The organism is Pseudomonas sp. TMB3-21, assembly GCF_054898145.1.
The window spans coordinates 3,628,606-3,646,088 of the sequence record NZ_CM142718.1 but is presented as its reverse complement, the minus strand read 5'-3'; the positions used below and the strand labels follow the sequence as shown (position 1 = coordinate 3,646,088).

The window sequence follows — 17,483 nt, the reverse complement described above, 5'->3', positions numbered from 1 at the left end:
GGCCCCGCCCATGCACCACACCGATGCTTTGGCCACGTTCCTGGCCGACCTGAATTACGCGCAGATTCCCGACGCTGTGCTCGCCCGTACCGAAGACCTGTTTCTCGACTGGATCGGCTCAGCGCTGGCCAGTCAGGGCGCACGGCCGATCCCGCTGTTCGAGCGCTACGCCGAGCGCATGGGCCCGGCCGACGGCAACGCAAAAATCCTCGTCAGCGGGCGCGGTACGTCGGCCTATTTCGCCGCCTTCGTCAACGGCGCCTCTTCACATCTGGTGGAGCAGGATGACCTGCACAACAGTTCCGTGCTGCACCCGGCCACGGTGGTTTTTTCCGCGGTGCTGGCGGCGGCTCAGGACTTGAACAAGTCCGGCAAGGACCTGCTGCTGGCGTCGGTCGCGGGCTACGAAGCGGGCATTCGCATCGGCGAATTCATGGGCCGTTCGCATTACCGCATCTTCCACACCACCGCCACCGTCGGCACCCTTGCTGCCGCGGTGGGCGTTGGTAAATTGTTGGGTTTCGACAAGGAACACTTCATCAATGTGCTCGGCAGCGCCGGTACTCAGGCGGCCGGTTTGTGGGAGTTTTTGCGCGATGCCGCAGACTCTAAACAGCTGCACACGGCCAAGGCTGCTGCTGATGGTTTGCTCGCCGCTTACCTGACCGAGGACGGTTTGACCGGCGCGCGCAATATTCTTGAAGGCGAGCAAGGCATGGCGGCCGGCATGTCGACCGACGCCGACCCGAGCAGGTTGTCCGATCGACTCGGCACGCGCTGGGCGTTGGCAGAAACCTCGTTCAAGTTCCACGCCTCCTGCCGCCACACGCACCCCGCCGCGGACGCCTTGCTGCAGTTGATGCAACGCGAAGGTTTGCGCCACGACCAGATCGCCAAGGTGGTCACTCGCGTGCATCAGGGCGCCATAGACGTGCTGGGTCGCGTGGTGAAACCGAGCACCGTGCATCAGGCCAAATTTTCCATGGGCGCCGTGTTGGGGCTGATCGCCGTGCACGGCAGCGCACAGTTGATCGAGTTTCGCGATCTGGCCCTGACCGATCCGGATGTCGACGCCTTCCGCGAAAAAGTCAGCATGGAACTCGACCCCGCCGTCGACAGCGCTTACCCGGCGCGCTGGCTCGGCCGCGTGATCGTCATCACCACCGACGGCCGCACCCTGACCGCCGCCATCGACGAACCGAAAGGCGACCCTGGCAACACGCTGACCCGCCCGGAATTGGCCGCGAAGTTCCAACGCCTGCTGGCGTTTTCTGGAGCGCGCACGCCGGAGCAAGGCGAAGCACTGATCGACAAGGTCTGGCATTTGCGCGATGCGCAGGTGTTGGCGGATCTGATTTAACCGTTGCGAACAGGTGACCGAAATGACTCAGCTCAATCCCCGCCCATTGGACGGCATCACCGTCATCAGCCTGGAACACGCGATTGCTGCGCCCTTCTGCACGCGACAACTGGCCGATCTGGGCGCTCGTGTGATCAAGGTTGAACGCCCCGGCACCGGTGATTTCGCCCGCGGCTACGATCAGCGGGTCGACGGTCTGGCCTCGCATTTTGTCTGGACCAACCGCTCCAAGGAAAGCCTCACCCTGGACCTGAAACAGGACGCCGCCAGCGGTATTCTCGAATCGCTGCTGGGCAAGGCCGACGTGCTGGTGCAGAACCTGGCACCGGGCGCGGCTGCACGCATGGGCCTGTCGTTCGAAGCGTTGCAGGCGCGTTTCCCGCGGCTGATCGTTTGCGATATCTCCGGCTATGGCGAAGGCGGACCTTACGAAAAGAAAAAGGCTTATGACCTGTTGATCCAGAGCGAGGGCGGCTTCCTCTCGGTGACCGGTGGTCCTGGCGAGGACGAGATGGCGAAGGCCGGTTGTTCGATTGCCGACATCGCTGCGGGCATGTACGCCTACACCGGGATTCTTTCGGCGCTGATGCTGCGCGAAAAAACCGGCGTGGGCAGCCGCATCGACGTGTCGATGCTGGAAAGCCTGGTCGAATGGATGGGCTACCCGATGTACTACGCCTACCAGGGTGCACCGCCGCCAGCCCGGGCCGGCGCCTCCCACGCGACTATCTATCCGTACGGGCCGTTCCCCACCGGCGGTGGCGGCACGATCATGCTCGGCCTGCAAAACGAGCGCGAATGGGCGTTGTTCTGCGAGAAGGTTTTGCTGGACCAGACCCTGGCGACGGACCCGCGTTTTTCGGCCAACTTCAAGCGCTCGGAGAATCGCGAAGCGTTGCGGCAGATCATCGTCGACGGCTTCGCGGCGTTGTCGGTTGATGAGGTGGTCGCACGTCTGGAAGACGCGCAGATTGCCAACGCCCGGGTCAATGACATGCAGGGCGTCTGGGAGCATCCGCAACTCAAGGCCCGTGATCGCTGGCGCGAAGTCGACAGCCCCTGCGGGAAATTGCCGTCGCTGCTGCCGCCCGGCCAGAACAGCGCGTTCACACCGCGCATGGACGGCGTGCCGGACCTCGGGCAGCACAACCGCGAGATCCTCGCGGAGCTGGGTTTTTCTGAGGAAGAACAGGCTCGGTTGACGGCCACCGGAGTGATTTGAAGAGTTCACCGTTCAAGAGGATTCATGCATGCGCCAAACCATCGTCCGCTCTGCCCTGTTTGTGCCCGGCAGTCGCCCCGAGCGCTTTGACAAGGCCCTGGCCGCTGGCGCCGACGCGGTCATCGTCGATTTCGAGGACGCTGTGGAGGAGTCGCTGAAACGCCAGGCGCGCGAAAATCTGGCGGACTTCTTCAACAAGCAATCAGAGGCCTCGGTGTGGGTGCGCGTTAATGCGCCGGATCATCTGGAGCACGCGGCAGACCTGACGTTCTGTGCGCATCACAAAGGCGTCGTCGGCGTGCTGCTGCCCAAGGTTGAAAGCGCCGCGCATGTTGCTGCCGTGTGGCAGACCGGCAAACCGATTTGGCCGATTATCGAAAGCGCCAAAGGCCTGCTGGCGCTGCAGCAAATTGCCCACGCCGAGGGGGTCGAGCGCTTGTCATTTGGCAGCCTCGACCTCGCCCTGGATCTGAACCTGAACACCGGCACCGCCGCCGCGCTGCTGTTTCTCGATCAGGCGCGCATGGCCGTGCAACTGCACTCGCGCGGCGCCGATTTGCTGCCGCCGCTGGATGGCGTGTTCCCGGCCATCGGCGATCCCGACGGTTTGCAGCGGGCCGTCCGTCACGCCTACGACATGGGTTACGGCGGCGCGCTGTGCATTCATCCCAATCAAGTGGCGGTCATTCATGCCGCCCTCGCCCCCAGCGCCGACGACCTCGAGTGGGCGCGCAAAGTCGTGCAAGCCAGCGCGGCGGCAAACGGCGCCGGTGCTTTTCAGCTGGACGGGCAAATGATCGACGCTCCGGTGTTGCTGCGCGCGCAACGTCTTCTGGCCCTGGCTGAGAACTGAGCGCGTTCACCGCGCCCGAACGCTGGGTTACGCAAAAGCTGATTCAGCAAACGCCTGCGATTGGGCATCTTGGGATGGGAGAAACTTCGAAACCGCCTCACCCGCGAGGGCCGGAATACGTCCTCAACGACTGACTTCCCTTACAACAATAACAAGGTGATCACGATGTTGAAGCTGACCAAGGCGCTGCTCTGCGCCGCCGCTGTTTCCATGGCAGGCCTCGCACAGGCAGCCGACCCGATAATCATCAAGTTCGCGCATGTGGTAGCCGACAACACCCCCAAAGGCCAGGGCGCACTGATGTTCCAGAAACTGGTGGCCGAACACCCAATGCTCAAGGACCGGGTGAAAGTCGAGGTGTATCCGAACTCGGCCTTGTTCGGCGACGGCAAGGAGATGGAAGCGCTGTTGGTCGGCGATGTGCAGATGCTCGCGCCGTCACTGGCCAAGTTCGAGCAGTACACCAAAAAGGTGCAGATTTTCGACCTGCCCTTCCTGTTCAACGACCTGGCTGCCGTCGACCGCTTCCAGCAAGGTCCGCAGGGCAAAGCGTTGCTGTCGTCAATGAATGACAAGGGCATTCATGGCCTGGCGTATTGGCACAACGGCCTCAAGCAGTTGTCCGCCAACAAGAAAGTGATTCTGCCCAAGGATGCACGGGGCCTGAAATTCCGCGTGCAGGCGTCAAGTGTGCTTGAAGAGCAGTTCAAGGCGATCCGCGCCAATCCGCGCAAGATGAGTTTTGCCGAGGTGTACCAAGGCCTGCAGACCGGCACCGTCAATGGCACTGAAAACACCTGGTCCAACTACGAGAGCCAGAAAGTCTACGAAGTGCAGCCGTTCTTCACCGAAACCAACCATGGCCTGATCGACTACATGGTCATCACCAACGCAAAATTCTGGAACGGCCTGCCGGAAGACGTGCGCGGCGAACTGCAAACCATCATGGATCAAGTCACCGTCAAGGTGAACGAACAGGCTGAAGCCCTCAACCGCACGGCCAAACAGACGATCATCAACGCCAAGACCAGCGAGATCGACCCGCTGACGCCTGAGCAACGCCAGCAATGGCGCGACGCGATGCGCCCGGTGTGGGACAAGTTCTCGGATGAAATCGGCGCCGACCTGATCAAGGCGGCGGATGAGTCCAACAAGGCGTCGTGAGTCTCAGGCGTCTTGCATGACAGTGAGAGCCGCGCCCGGGCTCTCACCTCATTCGGTTAGAAACTACGACTGCACGAATGCCAGCAGGTCGGCGTTGAGCCGTTCCTTGTGGGTGTCGGTGATCCCGTGCGGCGCACCTTCGTAAACGATTAGTTTGTTGTCCTTGATCAGTTTCGCCGAGGCACGTCCGGCGGCATCGATGGGCACGATCTGATCGTCATCGCCGTGGATGATCAGCGTTGGTACGTCGAACTTTTTCAGGTCCTCGGTGAAGTCAGTTTCGGAAAACGCCTTGATGCTGTCGTAAGTATTCTTGTGGCCGCCGCGCATGCCCTGCAACCACCAGGCATTGATGACGCCCTGGGACGGCTTGGCGTCCGGCCGGTTGTAGCCAAAAAACGGCCCGCTGGGGATGTCGATGAACAGCTTCGAGCGGTCCGCCAGCAAGCCTTCGCGAATACCGTCAAACACTGACACCGGCAGCCCGCCCGGATTGGCGTCAGTCTTGACCATCAGTGGCGGCACGGCAGAAATCAGCCCGGCTTTTTTCACCCGGGCAGTGCCGTGACGGCCGATGTACCGCGCCACTTCACCGCCGCCTGTGGAGAAACCGAACAAGGTCGCATCGCGCACATCAAGATGGTCGAGCAATTGCGCCAGGTCATCGGCGTAATGGTCCATGTCGTTGCCGTCCCATGGCTGACTGGAACGACCATGCCCACGGCGGTCATGAGCGATGCAGCGACAGCCATTGGCAGCCAGGTGATACATCTGCGATTCCCAACTGTCGGCGTCCAGCGGCCAGCCATGGCAGAAAACGACAACCGGGCCGCTGCCCCAATCCTTGTAGTAGATGTCCACGCCTTCTTTGGTGGTGAAAGTACTCATGGTTTGCGCACTCCTCGGTTTTTCATGGATGGGAAATTATCGTCGCGTGCGGTTACAGCGGCGGGATCCGGGACAGCCGTCTGCCTGCAGCAGCTTGCGCAACACCAGCGCGACGCAGCTACGTAAAACCGGCAAGCAGCTGCGCACCGAGCTTGCTCGGCTGCGTCCGACGGCGCAGCCGTCATCAAACTTGAACACGCGGTTTACCTGACAGAGAGGGTAGTCCGAATCTACGACGGCTGCGCCGCCAGACGCAGCCGAGCAAGCTCGACAGCTGCTACAGGTAGTGTGTTGTTCTGTGCAAATTTGCCTGTTTTACGTAGTGCCTTGCGCTGAGTCGTGAGCCGTTAACGGAAAGCTCAACGCAGAAGAAACGATCAAACACGATAAACCTCGCATGCCCTGCCCCTCGGATGGAATGGTCGGCTGGTGCTTCGTGAACGCCGGCATGATGGTTAAATGCGGGGCGGTGGACTACGTACATACGGCAAATCGAAAGCGGCAATAGCGGGTCTGGCCGATGCATTCGGTCGGACCTCGCCCAACACGGTCTAAACTGAAAGAGCACGACGACCTGAATCAGGGGAACCGGCATGACCAGACTTTCAGCGGCGCACTGCTCGTCATGGGTCCCTCTGATCCTGCTCGCGACGGTGCTGGGGCTGACCGCTGGATGCGCCGGCAACGCCGCCAAGTCTCGTTATTCCGCTTCAACCATCGGATCAAGCTGCTACGCGAAAGCGCTTCCGACCGTGGGCGAAGGTGGTCTGGCCTGGGGCGATACCTTGAACATGGCCCGCAAAAAATCCATGAATAATTGCGTACGCTATGCCGGGCGTTCCGGTGGCACCCCGAACACGTGCCAAGTGGTATTGGCACAGTGCCGAAAATGACAGTATTGCTATCACCCGACGAACAACCCGGTCTTTTGGCGATTGTTATTAACCTTTCATTCTGTGCGGCCGATGTCTTGAGCTTAGGCAAAGGAGCAACACAGATGAGAAACAACCAGCCCGTCACGCAGCGCGAGGTTTCGCTTGGACCTCAGCAAAAACTCATCTCGACCACGGATGCCCGAGGCAACATCACGTATTGCAACGACGCGTTTGTCGAGATCAGCGGTTTTCTCAGGGAAGACTTGATCGGCGCGCCGCAGAATATCGTCCGCCACCCCGACGTGCCGCCCGCGGTGTTCGCCCATATGTGGGCCGCGCTGCAGCAGGGCAAGCCGTGGATGGGCATCGTCAAGAATCGCTCGAAAACCGGCGATCACTATTGGGTCAACGCTTACGTCACGCCTGTTTTCGAGGGCAGCCAGGTGATCGGTTATGAATCGGTGCGGGTCAAACCGACCGCCGAACAGGTCCGTCGCGCTGAAGCGCTTTACAAGCGGATCAGTCTGGGCAAGGCCGCCGTTCCCGCCAGCGATCAATGGCAACCCGCCCTGCTCGCCTGGCTGCCGGTGCTGGCGATGGGTCTGGTCGGCACCGCGGGCGGCATCTGGCTGGGCGCCACTGAAGCGGCCCTCCTGACGATTGCCGCTTCGGTGCCGATCGGTCTGTTCATTTCCCGCCGGCAGAATCGAGGCGCGCTCAAACTGCTGGCGTTGGCTGAATCTTCCACCTGCGACGCGCTGCTCAGCAAAATGTACAGCGATGAACGCGGCCCTCAGGCGCGTCTGGAAACGGCGTTTGTCAGTCAGGCCGCGCGCCTCAAGACCTGCCTCACGCGCCTGCAGGATACCGCCGAGCAATTGACCAGCCTGGCGGGCAAATCCGACGGTCTGGCCGCTGACAGTTCGCGTGGACTTGATCGTCAGCGTGTTGAAACCGAGCAGGTCTCGGCAGCGGTCAATCAGATGGCGGCGACCACACAGGAAGTCGCCAGCCACGTCCAGCGCACTGCCGATGCAACGCAGGAAGCCAATGTGCTCACCGCGCGCGGGCGCGATGTCGCGCGTGATACCCGCGAGTCGATCCAGCGCCTCTCTGTAGTGGTGGGCGAAACGGGGTTGACCGTGGCGCAACTGGCCAAGGACAGCAATGAAATCGGCACGGTGGTCGACGTCATCAAAGGCATTGCCGACCAGACCAACCTGCTCGCGCTGAACGCCGCCATCGAAGCCGCTCGCGCGGGTGATATGGGTCGCGGCTTTGCGGTGGTGGCGGATGAAGTGCGGCAGCTGGCACAACGCACCACTGAGTCCACTGCGCAGATTCATGGCCTGATTTCCAAACTGCAGGTGTCGTCCAGCAACGCCGTGAAAACCATGGAAAGCGGCCATCGTCAGGCAGAGGAAGGCGTGGCCTGGGTGCTTGAGGCCGATAAAGCCCTGGTCGGCATCAGCGCGGCGGTCGCAAACATTACCGACATGACCACCCAGATCGCCGCCGCGACCGAAGAGCAAACGGCGGTGGCCGAGGAAATCAGCCGCAACATCACCACCATCGCGCATCTGGCCGACCAGACGTCTGAACAGGCCAGGCACTCGGCCCAGCTGAGCACCGAACTGACGCAGACCGCAAAAACCCAGTACTCGCTGGTGGAGCGGTTCAACCGGTAGTCGCTGGCCTGTGTAGCAGCTGGCGAAGCCTCGGGCCGCGTTCGGACGTCCGGCTGCGAAGCAGTCGTAAAATTCGTCAACTCTGCGACTGCTTCGCAGCCGGACGCAGGCTGCGCCAGCTGCTACAAGAAGACAGGGATTGTCGACTCAACGATGAAAATCATGGCCGATCAATCCCACCAGCACTTCAGCCGCCCCACTCAACTCGCCGGGCGCTGACATCAGACGCAATTCATGCATTGGCAATTCGGGAAATCCGTCCGCCAGCGTCAGCATGCGCATGCCTTCACCGACCCGGGCGCGGTCGACAATGCCAATTGCCAGACCGGCCTCGATGGCGGCGTCAAGCGCGGTGACGCCCGCGCTGATGATCACCGTTCGCCAGCGTCGACCCAGCCGCGACAGGTTGTCGATCGCCACTGCGCGATACGGGCAGCCCTTGCTGTGCAACGCCAACGGCACCGGTTTGCTCGGGGCCAGCGTGTAGTCGTGCGCGGCGACCCAGACAGGTTCAGTAACCCCGAAGGTTTTCAGGCAACGCGCGTCCGCTGCCGCCACGTCAACCGGCTCGACCAGCAACGCCATGTCCAGCTGCCCGCGCTCCAGGCGTGCGCTCAAGCGCCCACTGTTACCGGTTTCCACTTCCAGTTCGATGCCCGGAAAATCCGCGGTCAGGTGCGGCAACGTACAGCCCAGCACGGCTGCGGCGTATTCCTCGGAGATTCCCAGCCTGATCCGCCCACTGGCCACCGGCGCGGTAAAGCCGGCCAGCAGGCGATCGTGCAGTTGCAACAGTTCGGCGGTTTGCAGCGCGAAGCGTCGACCCAGTGGCGTCAGTGTCACGGTCTGGTTATCACGCTCCAGCAGCCGCCCTCCCGCCAGCGCTTCCAGGCGCCGAACGTGCAGGCTCACCGCCGAAGGACTTTTGTTCAGAAAATGCGACGCCGCGAGAAACTGACCAAAGCGCACGATGGCGTGAAACGTTCGCAGCAGATCAATCTCGAGGGTCTCGGACATGGTTCTGGATTCCTGCATCAGTCGTGCTGATCGTATCGTTTGATTGCACCAGCGGTTCATTCATACCATCGAATCAAGCCCACTGTCAGGTGCCACGCGATGAACGTTGCCATACCTCGAGTTTCACTACTGGGAAGCGCCCTGCTTCTGCTCGCCATGGTCGTCAGCTGGAGTTCCGGTTTTATCGGATACCGCTACGCGGCCGATCAGGGCGGCGTCTACCTCGCTTCACTGTGGCGTTTCATTCTCGCCGCGGCCGTGTTGCTGCCCTTTGCCTGGAAGGGATTGCGAGCACTGCGCCGCCGCGATGTCATCCATCAAAGTCTGCTGGGACTGTTCGCCATTGGCGGCTACATCGGCCCGATCGCCGGCGCCATTCAGCTGGGCGTTGCACCTGGCACGGCTGCAGTTATCGCCAACCTTTTGCCATTGACGATTGTGGTGCTGGCCGGTTGCGTACCGGGGCAACGCACGCGTGGCTGGCAATGGCTGGGCCTGGCCCTGTGTGTGCTCGGCATGCTGGTGGCGAGCAGCGCCAGCGTCGAATGGGCGGCGGCCAATCTGTGGGTTTACGTTTTGCCCCTGCTGGCGGTGTTCTCGCTGGCAGCAGCGACGCTGTACCAGAAAGCCACCCCCGGTGTCTCGATGCCAGCGTCGACTGCGTTGTTCATTCAGGTCTGTGCCGTGACGCCGGTATTCGCCGTGCTGGCGTACTTTGAAGGTGGGCTGCTGCCACCGGCCAGTGCGGGTTTCGCTGCGGGCGTCGCGTGGCTGGTGATCTTCGCTACGGTTGGAGGCTACGGTTTTTACTGGCTGTGCCTGCAACGCTTCAGCGTCCAGCGAATCAGCGGCGCTCTGTTTCTGGCGCCGCCGATCACGCTGCTGTGGGCGTGGCTGCAGTTCGGCGACCCGCTGCCCATCAGCGCATTGGCCGGTATCGGCCTGACGTTGCTGGGTTTGCCCCTGCTGGGGATGAACCCAGCGGACAAACGTGTGAGCCGTCAGTACGGGGTGAATGAATGCGGTGAAAAGGCCCGGTCTCCGGGAGAGGTGGCGCAATAAACCCATTCGTTGACCTGGGACATAAAACGAATGATTTTTTCATCGAGCACATTGCCCAATCGCACATACACTCAGACACTGACTTCAGTGACGTCGGCCGCCGGGCCTGGCTAAGGAATCAATGAGTGAATGTAAATTGGGAAGGAATATTGCCGATCAAGGGCGAAATCATCATCGTCGAAGACGATCCGACACTGCGTTCGTTGATGGTAGACATCGTTGAGGAAATCGGCGCCAAGGCCACCGCTTTCGACACGGCCGATGAGGCCTTGACCTACCTGCTGCATGCGCATGAACAGTGCCGTCTGGTGATCGCCGATCACGGCGTGCCCGGTCAGGTACAAGGGACGGAATTCATCGAGATGGTGCGCGGACAATGGCCACACATCGCCGCCATTCTCACCTCTGGTTATTTGCTGGATCCGCAGACACTGCCCGCCTCGACGTTGTACCTGCACAAACCGTGGTCGCTGGACGATCTGGTGCTGGCAGTGACGCAACTGCTTCAACCGGACAAGCCAGTACACAAGCCCGGTTAGCGACCTGTCACCCACCTCCTCCACGGCCCGACCAGAGGTTTTTTGCATTGACTGAAACTGACATTTCCCGATTCGTTTCCCGTTGGCAGGATCTCGGGTTAGCCAACAAGGCTGCGCAGGCCTGGCATATCACCCAGGCCGCCGAACAGCATGTGCTGACGCTCCTCGGGAGACTCGGCTCCGGTTACCGTCTGCAGGGGAACGTCGCGGTCCACGAGACCGCCACGGTTGAGCCGGGGGCAATCCTCAAAGGGCCAGTGGTGATTGGCCCGCATTGTTTTGTTGCATCAGGCGCGTACCTCCGCGGCGGCACTTACCTGGGAAGCCACTGCATCATTGGCCCCGCCTGTGAGCTCAAGAGCAGCTTCATGCTGGACGGCAGCAAGCTGGCGCACTTCAATTTCGTGGGCGATTCGCTGCTGGGCGAGAACGTAAATGTCGAGGCCGGCGCCGTGATAGCCAACTACCGCAACGAGTTCGAGGGTGCGAACATCACGATTTTGTTCAATCAAAGCATTATCGAAACCGGCGTCTGCAAGTTCGGAGCACTGGTGGGTGACGGCGTGCGGATCGGCGCCAACGCGGTGGTGGCGCCGGGTGCTCTGCTGGAGCCACGGTCTATTGTGCCCCGGCTGGGGCTGGTCGATCAGTGGGGCGCTCGGTGAATTGCGGGGTAACGTCTGAACCTGCGCGGCAGATACGTGCCTAATGGAAGAATCCAGAAAAGCGAGTTACCCCATGCATATGTCCGAGGCGTACCAAATTATGGAAGCCCTATCTACCAATGACGCCAACATGAAAATTCGTGAAGGCTGGAAACTGCTCTCAGTCGTGGTCACCACGCATCCCAATGGCCAGCTTCACCCCTGCTACATAATGGCTAAAGGGCAGCCCAACGACGAGAAGTCTGCCGCAGACTGAGGTTTGCGCCAGCTTCAAAACGTCCAGCCTGCTAGAGATGCAGTTTTTTTGTGCGGTGAGTCGGCGGCGGCGATTTTTACCGCCACCGTTCATGTGCACGGGGCGACGCTTATTTTTCTAACGTAGCGGCCTGATTACCGCCCTGCTCGGCGATTTTCGACAGCTTTTCATCGGCGCCTTTTTCTTCCGCCAGCGTCGCCGCCAGCAAGGCTGCGGCGTCATCCAGCTTAAGGTGCTTGGCCATCGCAACCAGCGTGCCGTAACTGGCGATCTCATAGTGCTCGACCTTTTGCGCAGCGCCGATCAGTGCTGCGTCGAGCACCGCGCCCTTGTCGATCTCTTCCAGCAGTTCCTTGGACTCTTCAACCAACCCTTCCATGGCCACGCATTTCATTCTTTTGAGCTTAAGGCCGGTCAATTGCACCAATTGATCAATACGCTCGATCTGGCCATGGGTTTCCTCAAGGTGCGAGGTGAACGCTTCAGCCAGCAGCGGATTGGTCGCGGCCTTCGCCATGCGAGGCAGCGCTTTGGTGATCTGCTTTTCCGCGCTGTAAACGTCGGATAGCTCGTGAACAAAAAGGTCTTCAACAGTTTTTCTGGCCATTTTCAGTCTTCCTGTCGGTCAAAGGATGCGTCGCCCGGAGGGCGCCCGTTGTCGCGGGCACACGGCAGTCAAAACCGTCGTGCCAGAAGAGTGACCAGGGCTGGGTTCCGGTTGTTCCAAGTTTTTTCTGCAGGACGGATGAAGTGTCCAGGACCGTGGCAGATTTGTAAGAAAGAATTTCACAGGCGAGCTGTGGTCAGACTGAAACCACAAGCTAGAGCTCGTCTCATGAAATTTTCAAAATTCTGCCAAGCCCTCTCCAACCGCGCCGGCAGTTCGAAGACCTTTTTGACTGCCATCGTGCTGATCATTGCCTGGGCGGTGACGGGTCCGTTGTTCAACTACAACGACACCTGGCAACTGATCATCAACACCTCGACCACGATCATCACCTTTTTGATGGTGTTCCTGATCCAGAACACGCAAAACCGCGACAACGACATTCTGCATCTGAAAATCGACGAGCTGATTCGCGCTACCCATGAAGCGCAGAACGCGATCTTGTCGCTGGACCAAATGGGCACCCGGGACTTGCGCAAACTGCGCAAGCATTACAGCTCGCTGGGTGATCCCGAGCAGATCCGCTTCGAGACTGAGTCTGCAGATGATCAGCGTCCTTGAGCTGAGCACGATAACGTCCTGATCGGCCTGATGTTTTTCCAGGGGCGCGGTTGAGCCCCTGAAAAAACCTGTTGCAACAGGCAACAACGCATGGACAGCTGACCGCCTCGGGCCAATGATGCATAGGTGCGCAATACCGGAAACACACCTCGAACAACAATAACCGAGTGCCGTGACCGCCTATGAACATCCTCTACGACGAACGCGTCGACGGTGTGCTGCCGGATGTCGACAGAGCCGCGTTGATTCAGGCAATGCACGAGCGAATGCCCAACCTGGACGTGCTGCATCAGCCGGAAGAGCTGCGGCCGTACGAATGCGACGGCTTGTCGGCCTATCGCACCACGCCGATGCTGGTGGTGTTGCCGCGCCACCTCGATGAGGTGCAAGGCGTGTTGCGCTTGTGTCACGAAAGGCATGTGCCGGTCATCGCCCGAGGCGCCGGCACCGGGTTGTCCGGTGGCGCCTTACCCTTGGAAAAAGGCGTGCTGCTGGTGATGGCGCGCTTCAACGATATTCTCCACATCGACCCGGCTGCACGCACTGCGCGGGTTCAGCCGGGGGTGCGCAATCTGGCGATCTCGCAGGCCGCCGCACCGTTCGGCTTGTATTACGCGCCGGACCCGTCTTCGCAGATTGCCTGCTCGATTGGCGGGAACGTCGCCGAAAACGCCGGTGGCGTGCATTGCCTCAAGTACGGCCTGACCGTGCACAACCTGCTCAAAATCGACGTCCTCACTGTCGATGGTGAACAGTTGAGCCTGGGCTCCCAGGCCCTGGACTCTCCCGGGTTTGATCTGCTCGCATTGTTCACGGGCTCCGAAGGCATGCTCGGCGTGATCACCGAAGTCACGGTCAAACTGTTGCCGAAACCGCAAACCGCCAAGGTGCTGCTGGCAGCGTTCGATTCCGTCGAAAAAGCCGGCCGCGCAGTCGGCGACATCATCGCCGCCGGCATCATCCCGGGCGGTCTGGAGATGATGGACAACCTGGCGATCCGCGCGGCCGAAGATTTTATTCACGCCGGTTACCCGGTCGAGGCCGAAGCCATTCTGCTGTGCGAACTCGACGGCGTCGAAGCCGATGTCCACGCTGATTGCGACCGCGTGCGCGAAGTACTGCAACAGGCCGGCGCCACCGAAGTGCGGCTCGCCAAAGACGAGGCCGAGCGCGTGCGTTTCTGGGCCGGACGCAAGAATGCCTTTCCCGCAGTGGGCCGGCTCTCGCCAGACTATTACTGCATGGACGGCACCATCCCGCGCCGCGCCTTGCCCGGAGTTCTGCAAGCGATTGCGGCGTTGTCAGCCGAATACAATCTGCGTGTGGCCAACGTTTTCCACGCTGGGGACGGCAACATGCATCCACTGATTCTTTTCGATGCCAATCAGCCCGGCGAACTCGATCGCGCCGAAGCGCTGGGCGGCAAGATTCTCGAGTTGTGCGTGAAGGTCGGCGGCAGCATCACCGGAGAGCACGGGGTCGGTCGCGAGAAAATCAATCAGATGTGCGCGCAGTTCAACAGCGATGAACTGACGCTGTTCCATGCCGTCAAAGCCGCGTTCGATCCGAGCGGCCTGCTCAACCCCGGGAAGAACATCCCGACGCTGCACCGCTGTGCCGAATTTGGCGCGATGCACGTGCACATGGGTCAGCTGCCCTTCCCCGAACTGGAGCGCTTCTGATGCCCGGCGAACACGATCTCGATGACAGCGGCGCACTGCTGGAGCAGGTCAACCAGGCGCTGCAAAACGCCACGCCGCTGCGCATCCAAGGCTCCAACAGCAAGGCTTTTCTGGGTCGCATTACCGCAGGCGAAGTGCTCGACACACGTTCGCACCGGGGCATCGTCAGCTACGACCCGACCGAGCTGGTGATCACTGTCCGTTGCGGTACGCCGCTAGCCGAGCTCGCGCAAGCGCTTGACCAGGCGCAGCAGATGTTGCCGTGCGAACCCCCTGCTTTCGGTGATGGCGCCACGGTCGGCGGCATGATCGCCAGCGGCTTGTCCGGACCGCGTCGGCCATGGTCGGGGTCGGTGCGTGATTTCGTCCTGGGGACGCGGGTGATCACCGGGCTCGGCAAGCACTTGCGCTTCGGTGGCGAAGTGATGAAAAACGTCGCCGGTTACGACCTGTCACGCCTGATGGCGGGCAGCTTCGGCTCACTGGGCGTGATCACCGAGGTATCACTCAAGGTGCTGCCGAAACCGCGCCAATGCCTGAGCATCAGCCTCGAAATGGACGCCGACCGCGCCTTGCTGCGTCTGGCAGAATGGGGCCAGCAACCGTTGGCGATCAGCGCCGCCTGCCACGATGGTCAGCGTCTGCATCTGCGTCTTGAAGGTGGCGAAGGTTCGGTATCGGCGGCCCATGACCGGCTTGGCGGCGAGCGGCTGGACGCTGGTTTCTGGGCTGATCTGAATGAGCACCGGCTGAGTTTCTTTGATGAGGATCAGCCGCTTTGGCGCCTGTCCGTGCCGAACAACACCGCGCGGCTGTCGTTGCCAGGCCGGCAACTGCTCGATTGGGGCGGCGCCCAGCGCTGGTTGAAGTCGGATGCAGAAGGGGCGTTCATTCGCAGGGTGGTTGATGAGGTCGGCGGGCACGTGACCTGCTACAGCCACGGGCTCAGCGACTGCCCTTTTCAGCCATTGCCCGAGGCGTTGATGCGCTACCACCGCAGCCTTAAACAGCAACTCGACCCTCAACAGATTTTCAACCCCGGACGCCTGTATGCGGAGCTCTGAACCATGCAGACAACCCTGAGCGAAGCGTCGCGCCAACTGCCCCGCGCCGAGGAAGCCGAAAGTATCCTGCGCTCTTGTGTGCATTGTGGATTTTGCAACGCGACCTGCCCGACCTATCAGCTGCTCGGCGATGAACTGGACGGGCCGCGCGGCCGCATCTATCTGATCAAGCAAGTGCTGGAAGGCAATCAGATTACGCGCAAGACGCAGTTGCATCTGGACCGCTGCCTGACCTGCCGCAATTGCGAAACCACCTGCCCGTCCGGCGTTGATTATCACAACCTGCTCGACATTGGCCGGGCGGTGGTGGATGCAGCGGTTGCGCGCCCGCTTGAACAACGTCTGTTGCGCGAAGGCTTGCGCGGCGTGGTGCCCAACCCTGGTCTGTTCAAGGCGTTAATCGGCAGCGGCCAGGTATTCCGCGCGTTGTTGCCTGGCGGCCTGCGGGGCAAGTTGCCGCGCCACGTTGTTTCGGCGAAACCGCGCCCGACCATGCAGCACGCCCGACAGGTGTTGATGCTCGAAGGCTGTGTGCAACCGAGCCTGTCACCCAATACCAATGCGGCGACGGCGCGGGTTCTGGATCGTCTGGGTATCAGCGTGATCCCGGCCCGTGAAGCCGGTTGCTGCGGCGCCGTGGATTATCACCTAGACGCGCAAGCTGCCGGCCTCGACCGCGCCCGACGCAACATCGATGCGTGGTGGCCGGGCATTGAAAACGGGGCCGAAGCGATTGTGCAGACGGCCAGTGGCTGCGGGGCGTTTATCAAGGATTACGGACATTTGCTGCGCGCCGATCCGGCTTACGCGGACAAGGCTCACAAGGTCAGCGCGCTGGCCCGCGACCTTGTGGAAGTACTGCGTGAAGAACCGCTGGAAAGGCTTGCACTTCACAGTGATCAACGTTTGGCCTTCCACTGCCCTTGTACGTTGCAGCACGCGCAGAAACTCGGCGGTGCGGTGGAAGCGCTGTTGATTCGTCTGGGCTTCAACCTCACCGTCGTGCCTGACGGCCATTTGTGTTGCGGCTCGGCGGGAACGTATTCGATCACGCAACCGGTGTTGTCGCGGCAACTGCGCGATAACAAACTCAACGCGCTGGAAAGCGGCCACCCCGACGTCATCGCCACCGCCAATATTGGCTGTCAGTCTCATCTCGATGGCGCCGGCCGTACGCCTGTTAGGCATTGGATCGAGCTGGTCGAAGACGCCCTGTCATCCCCCGACACAGGAGCAACCCGATGAACAGTAAAGCCATATTGAGCCAGGCTGAAGTCAGCCGGATTCTCGCCGCCGCGCGCAGCGAAGCGCAAAACAATCAGTGGGCCGTGACCATCGTGGTTGTTGACGATGGCGGCCATCCTCTGGCATTGGAGCGCCTCGATGGTTGCGCCCCGAGCGCCGCTTATATCGCTACCGAAAAAGCGCGGACTTCGGCACTTGGACGCCGCGAATCGAAAGGCTACGAAGACATGGTCAACGGCGGACGCTTCGCTTTCCTTTCTGCCCCATTGCTCACCTCCCTGGAAGGCGGTGTGCCTATTGTTCATGACGGGCAAGTGATCGGCGCAATTGGCGTATCGGGGGTGAAGGCCGAGCAGGACGCGCAGGTGGCCAAGGCAGGGGCTCAGTGCCTTAAGTGAGGCGATTGGCGGCGTGCTTCGTTTTCGTGCCTGGCCAAGTCAACTGTAGGAGCCAGCCTGCTGGCGATAGCGGTGTATCGGTCGCAGATATCTGGCGTCTGTACCGGCCTCATCGCGAGCAGGCTCGCTCCCACAGGGGATCGAGGGCGCGGTTACATTTCGTGCCTGGCCGGGGTCAACTGTGGGAGCGTGGCTTGCCCGCGAAGGCGGTGTATCGGTCGCAGATATCTGGCGTCCGTACCGGCCTCATCGCGAGCAGGCTCGCTCCCACAGGGAA

At 61.1% G+C, this 17,483-nt stretch carries 18 protein-coding genes; 15 read left to right on the top strand and 3 right to left on the bottom strand.

Annotation, left to right across the window (positions count from 1 at the left end; translation table 11 throughout):
• The first annotated feature begins 10 nt into the window (after positions 1–10).
• The 4 genes from ACYZTS_RS16730 to ACYZTS_RS16715 all read left to right on the top strand — a co-directional run bounded on the left by ACYZTS_RS16730 (position 11) and on the right by ACYZTS_RS16715 (position 4,599).
• Positions 11–1,360 carry an MmgE/PrpD family protein gene (locus ACYZTS_RS16730; RefSeq protein WP_461990575.1) on the top strand — a complete coding sequence of 450 codons (1,350 nt, stop codon included), beginning with the start codon at positions 11–13 and terminating at the stop codon, positions 1,358–1,360.
• A gap of 22 nt (positions 1,361–1,382) precedes the next feature.
• Entirely contained in the window at positions 1,383–2,582 is a 1,200-nt protein-coding gene (locus ACYZTS_RS16725; protein WP_461990573.1) for a CaiB/BaiF CoA transferase family protein, read from the top strand.
• Positions 2,583–2,610: 28 nt separating this feature from the next.
• Positions 2,611–3,435: an HpcH/HpaI aldolase/citrate lyase family protein gene (locus tag ACYZTS_RS16720; protein WP_461990571.1), complete on the top strand. Its 825-nt coding sequence runs from the start codon at positions 2,611–2,613 to the stop codon at positions 3,433–3,435.
• A gap of 165 nt (positions 3,436–3,600) precedes the next feature.
• Entirely contained in the window at positions 3,601–4,599 is a 999-nt protein-coding gene (locus tag ACYZTS_RS16715) for a TRAP transporter substrate-binding protein (protein ID WP_461990569.1), read from the top strand.
• Between the two features lie 63 nt (positions 4,600–4,662).
• Here the strand turns inward: ACYZTS_RS16715 and ACYZTS_RS16710 are convergent, their stop codons facing one another.
• On the bottom strand, positions 4,663–5,487 hold the full coding sequence (locus ACYZTS_RS16710) for an alpha/beta fold hydrolase (RefSeq protein WP_461990567.1): 825 nt from the start codon (positions 5,485–5,487) through the stop codon (positions 4,663–4,665).
• A 593-nt stretch (positions 5,488–6,080) separates the two neighbouring features.
• Between ACYZTS_RS16710 and ACYZTS_RS16705 the strand changes: the two genes are divergently transcribed.
• Complete coding sequence (locus tag ACYZTS_RS16705) at positions 6,081–6,380, top strand: hypothetical protein (protein ID WP_461990565.1); 300 nt, start codon at positions 6,081–6,083, stop codon at positions 6,378–6,380.
• Positions 6,381–6,484: 104 nt separating this feature from the next.
• Positions 6,485–8,050, top strand: a complete 1,566-nt coding sequence (locus tag ACYZTS_RS16700) for a methyl-accepting chemotaxis protein (protein WP_461990563.1) — start codon at positions 6,485–6,487, stop codon at positions 8,048–8,050.
• A gap of 147 nt (positions 8,051–8,197) precedes the next feature.
• Here ACYZTS_RS16700 and ACYZTS_RS16695 read toward each other — a convergent pair whose 3' ends face one another.
• Positions 8,198–9,067 carry a LysR family transcriptional regulator gene (locus ACYZTS_RS16695; protein ID WP_461990561.1) on the bottom strand — a complete coding sequence of 290 codons (870 nt, stop codon included), beginning with the start codon at positions 9,065–9,067 and terminating at the stop codon, positions 8,198–8,200.
• 99 nt (positions 9,068–9,166) lie between these two features.
• On the opposite strand from ACYZTS_RS16695, the gene ACYZTS_RS16690 reads away from it, so the two are divergent.
• From ACYZTS_RS16690 to ACYZTS_RS16675, 4 genes are all read left to right on the top strand, one after another.
• Positions 9,167–10,129 (top strand): DMT family transporter, encoded by a 963-nt coding sequence (locus ACYZTS_RS16690; protein ID WP_461990560.1) that lies wholly within the window; start codon positions 9,167–9,169, stop codon positions 10,127–10,129.
• A 125-nt stretch (positions 10,130–10,254) separates the two neighbouring features.
• Positions 10,255–10,668, top strand: coding sequence for a response regulator (locus ACYZTS_RS16685; RefSeq protein ID WP_461990558.1), 414 nt, complete (start codon positions 10,255–10,257; stop codon positions 10,666–10,668).
• A 47-nt stretch (positions 10,669–10,715) separates the two neighbouring features.
• Positions 10,716–11,333, top strand: coding sequence for an LbetaH domain-containing protein (locus ACYZTS_RS16680; protein ID WP_461990556.1), 618 nt, complete (start codon positions 10,716–10,718; stop codon positions 11,331–11,333).
• A gap of 130 nt (positions 11,334–11,463) precedes the next feature.
• On the top strand, positions 11,464–11,589 hold the full coding sequence (locus ACYZTS_RS16675) for a hypothetical protein (protein ID WP_461990554.1): 126 nt from the start codon (positions 11,464–11,466) through the stop codon (positions 11,587–11,589).
• A 109-nt stretch (positions 11,590–11,698) separates the two neighbouring features.
• Here the strand turns inward: ACYZTS_RS16675 and ACYZTS_RS16670 are convergent, their stop codons facing one another.
• A complete protein-coding gene (locus tag ACYZTS_RS16670; RefSeq protein WP_461990552.1) occupies positions 11,699–12,196 on the bottom strand; it encodes a YciE/YciF ferroxidase family protein in 498 nt (165 codons plus the stop codon).
• Positions 12,197–12,424: 228 nt separating this feature from the next.
• Here ACYZTS_RS16670 and ACYZTS_RS16665 point away from each other — a divergent pair, with 228 nt between their 5' ends.
• From ACYZTS_RS16665 to ACYZTS_RS16645, 5 genes are all read left to right on the top strand, one after another.
• Positions 12,425–12,817, top strand: a complete 393-nt coding sequence (locus ACYZTS_RS16665) for a low affinity iron permease family protein (RefSeq protein ID WP_028624430.1) — start codon at positions 12,425–12,427, stop codon at positions 12,815–12,817.
• A gap of 182 nt (positions 12,818–12,999) precedes the next feature.
• Positions 13,000–14,499 carry a glycolate oxidase subunit GlcD gene (glcD, locus tag ACYZTS_RS16660; protein ID WP_028624431.1) on the top strand — a complete coding sequence of 500 codons (1,500 nt, stop codon included), beginning with the start codon at positions 13,000–13,002 and terminating at the stop codon, positions 14,497–14,499.
• Entirely contained in the window at positions 14,499–15,563 is a 1,065-nt protein-coding gene (gene glcE, locus ACYZTS_RS16655; RefSeq protein ID WP_461990549.1) for a glycolate oxidase subunit GlcE, read from the top strand. Before glcD ends, glcE begins: the two co-directional genes overlap by 1 nt.
• A 3-nt stretch (positions 15,564–15,566) precedes the next feature.
• Positions 15,567–16,808 (top strand): glycolate oxidase subunit GlcF, encoded by a 1,242-nt coding sequence (gene glcF / locus ACYZTS_RS16650; RefSeq protein WP_461990547.1) that lies wholly within the window; start codon positions 15,567–15,569, stop codon positions 16,806–16,808.
• Positions 16,805–17,206: a heme-binding protein gene (locus ACYZTS_RS16645; RefSeq protein ID WP_461990545.1), complete on the top strand. Its 402-nt coding sequence runs from the start codon at positions 16,805–16,807 to the stop codon at positions 17,204–17,206. The genes glcF and ACYZTS_RS16645 overlap by 4 nt, the downstream gene beginning before the upstream one ends.
• The last annotated feature ends 277 nt before the right edge of the window (positions 17,207–17,483 follow it).

What these genes read in the sequence shown, in the direction of transcription:
- ACYZTS_RS16700 (WP_461990563.1), top strand. Translation starts at nt 6,485, where the DNA reads ATGAGAAACAACCAGCCCGTCACGCAGCGCGAGGTTTCGCTTGGACCT.
- ACYZTS_RS16695 (WP_461990561.1), bottom strand. Translation starts at nt 9,067, where the DNA reads ATGTCCGAGACCCTCGAGATTGATCTGCTGCGAACGTTTCACGCCATC.
- ACYZTS_RS16705 (WP_461990565.1), top strand. Translation starts at nt 6,081, where the DNA reads ATGACCAGACTTTCAGCGGCGCACTGCTCGTCATGGGTCCCTCTGATC.
- ACYZTS_RS16665 (WP_028624430.1), top strand. Translation starts at nt 12,425, where the DNA reads ATGAAATTTTCAAAATTCTGCCAAGCCCTCTCCAACCGCGCCGGCAGT.
- ACYZTS_RS16730 (WP_461990575.1), top strand. Translation starts at nt 11, where the DNA reads ATGCACCACACCGATGCTTTGGCCACGTTCCTGGCCGACCTGAATTAC.
- ACYZTS_RS16710 (WP_461990567.1), bottom strand. Translation starts at nt 5,487, where the DNA reads ATGAGTACTTTCACCACCAAAGAAGGCGTGGACATCTACTACAAGGAT.
- ACYZTS_RS16720 (WP_461990571.1), top strand. Translation starts at nt 2,611, where the DNA reads ATGCGCCAAACCATCGTCCGCTCTGCCCTGTTTGTGCCCGGCAGTCGC.
- ACYZTS_RS16725 (WP_461990573.1), top strand. Translation starts at nt 1,383, where the DNA reads ATGACTCAGCTCAATCCCCGCCCATTGGACGGCATCACCGTCATCAGC.
- glcE (WP_461990549.1), top strand. Translation starts at nt 14,499, where the DNA reads ATGCCCGGCGAACACGATCTCGATGACAGCGGCGCACTGCTGGAGCAG.
- glcF (WP_461990547.1), top strand. Translation starts at nt 15,567, where the DNA reads ATGCAGACAACCCTGAGCGAAGCGTCGCGCCAACTGCCCCGCGCCGAG.
- ACYZTS_RS16675 (WP_461990554.1), top strand. Translation starts at nt 11,464, where the DNA reads ATGAAAATTCGTGAAGGCTGGAAACTGCTCTCAGTCGTGGTCACCACG.
- ACYZTS_RS16670 (WP_461990552.1), bottom strand. Translation starts at nt 12,196, where the DNA reads ATGGCCAGAAAAACTGTTGAAGACCTTTTTGTTCACGAGCTATCCGAC.
- ACYZTS_RS16645 (WP_461990545.1), top strand. Translation starts at nt 16,805, where the DNA reads ATGAACAGTAAAGCCATATTGAGCCAGGCTGAAGTCAGCCGGATTCTC.
- glcD (WP_028624431.1), top strand. Translation starts at nt 13,000, where the DNA reads ATGAACATCCTCTACGACGAACGCGTCGACGGTGTGCTGCCGGATGTC.
- ACYZTS_RS16715 (WP_461990569.1), top strand. Translation starts at nt 3,601, where the DNA reads ATGTTGAAGCTGACCAAGGCGCTGCTCTGCGCCGCCGCTGTTTCCATG.
- ACYZTS_RS16690 (WP_461990560.1), top strand. Translation starts at nt 9,167, where the DNA reads ATGAACGTTGCCATACCTCGAGTTTCACTACTGGGAAGCGCCCTGCTT.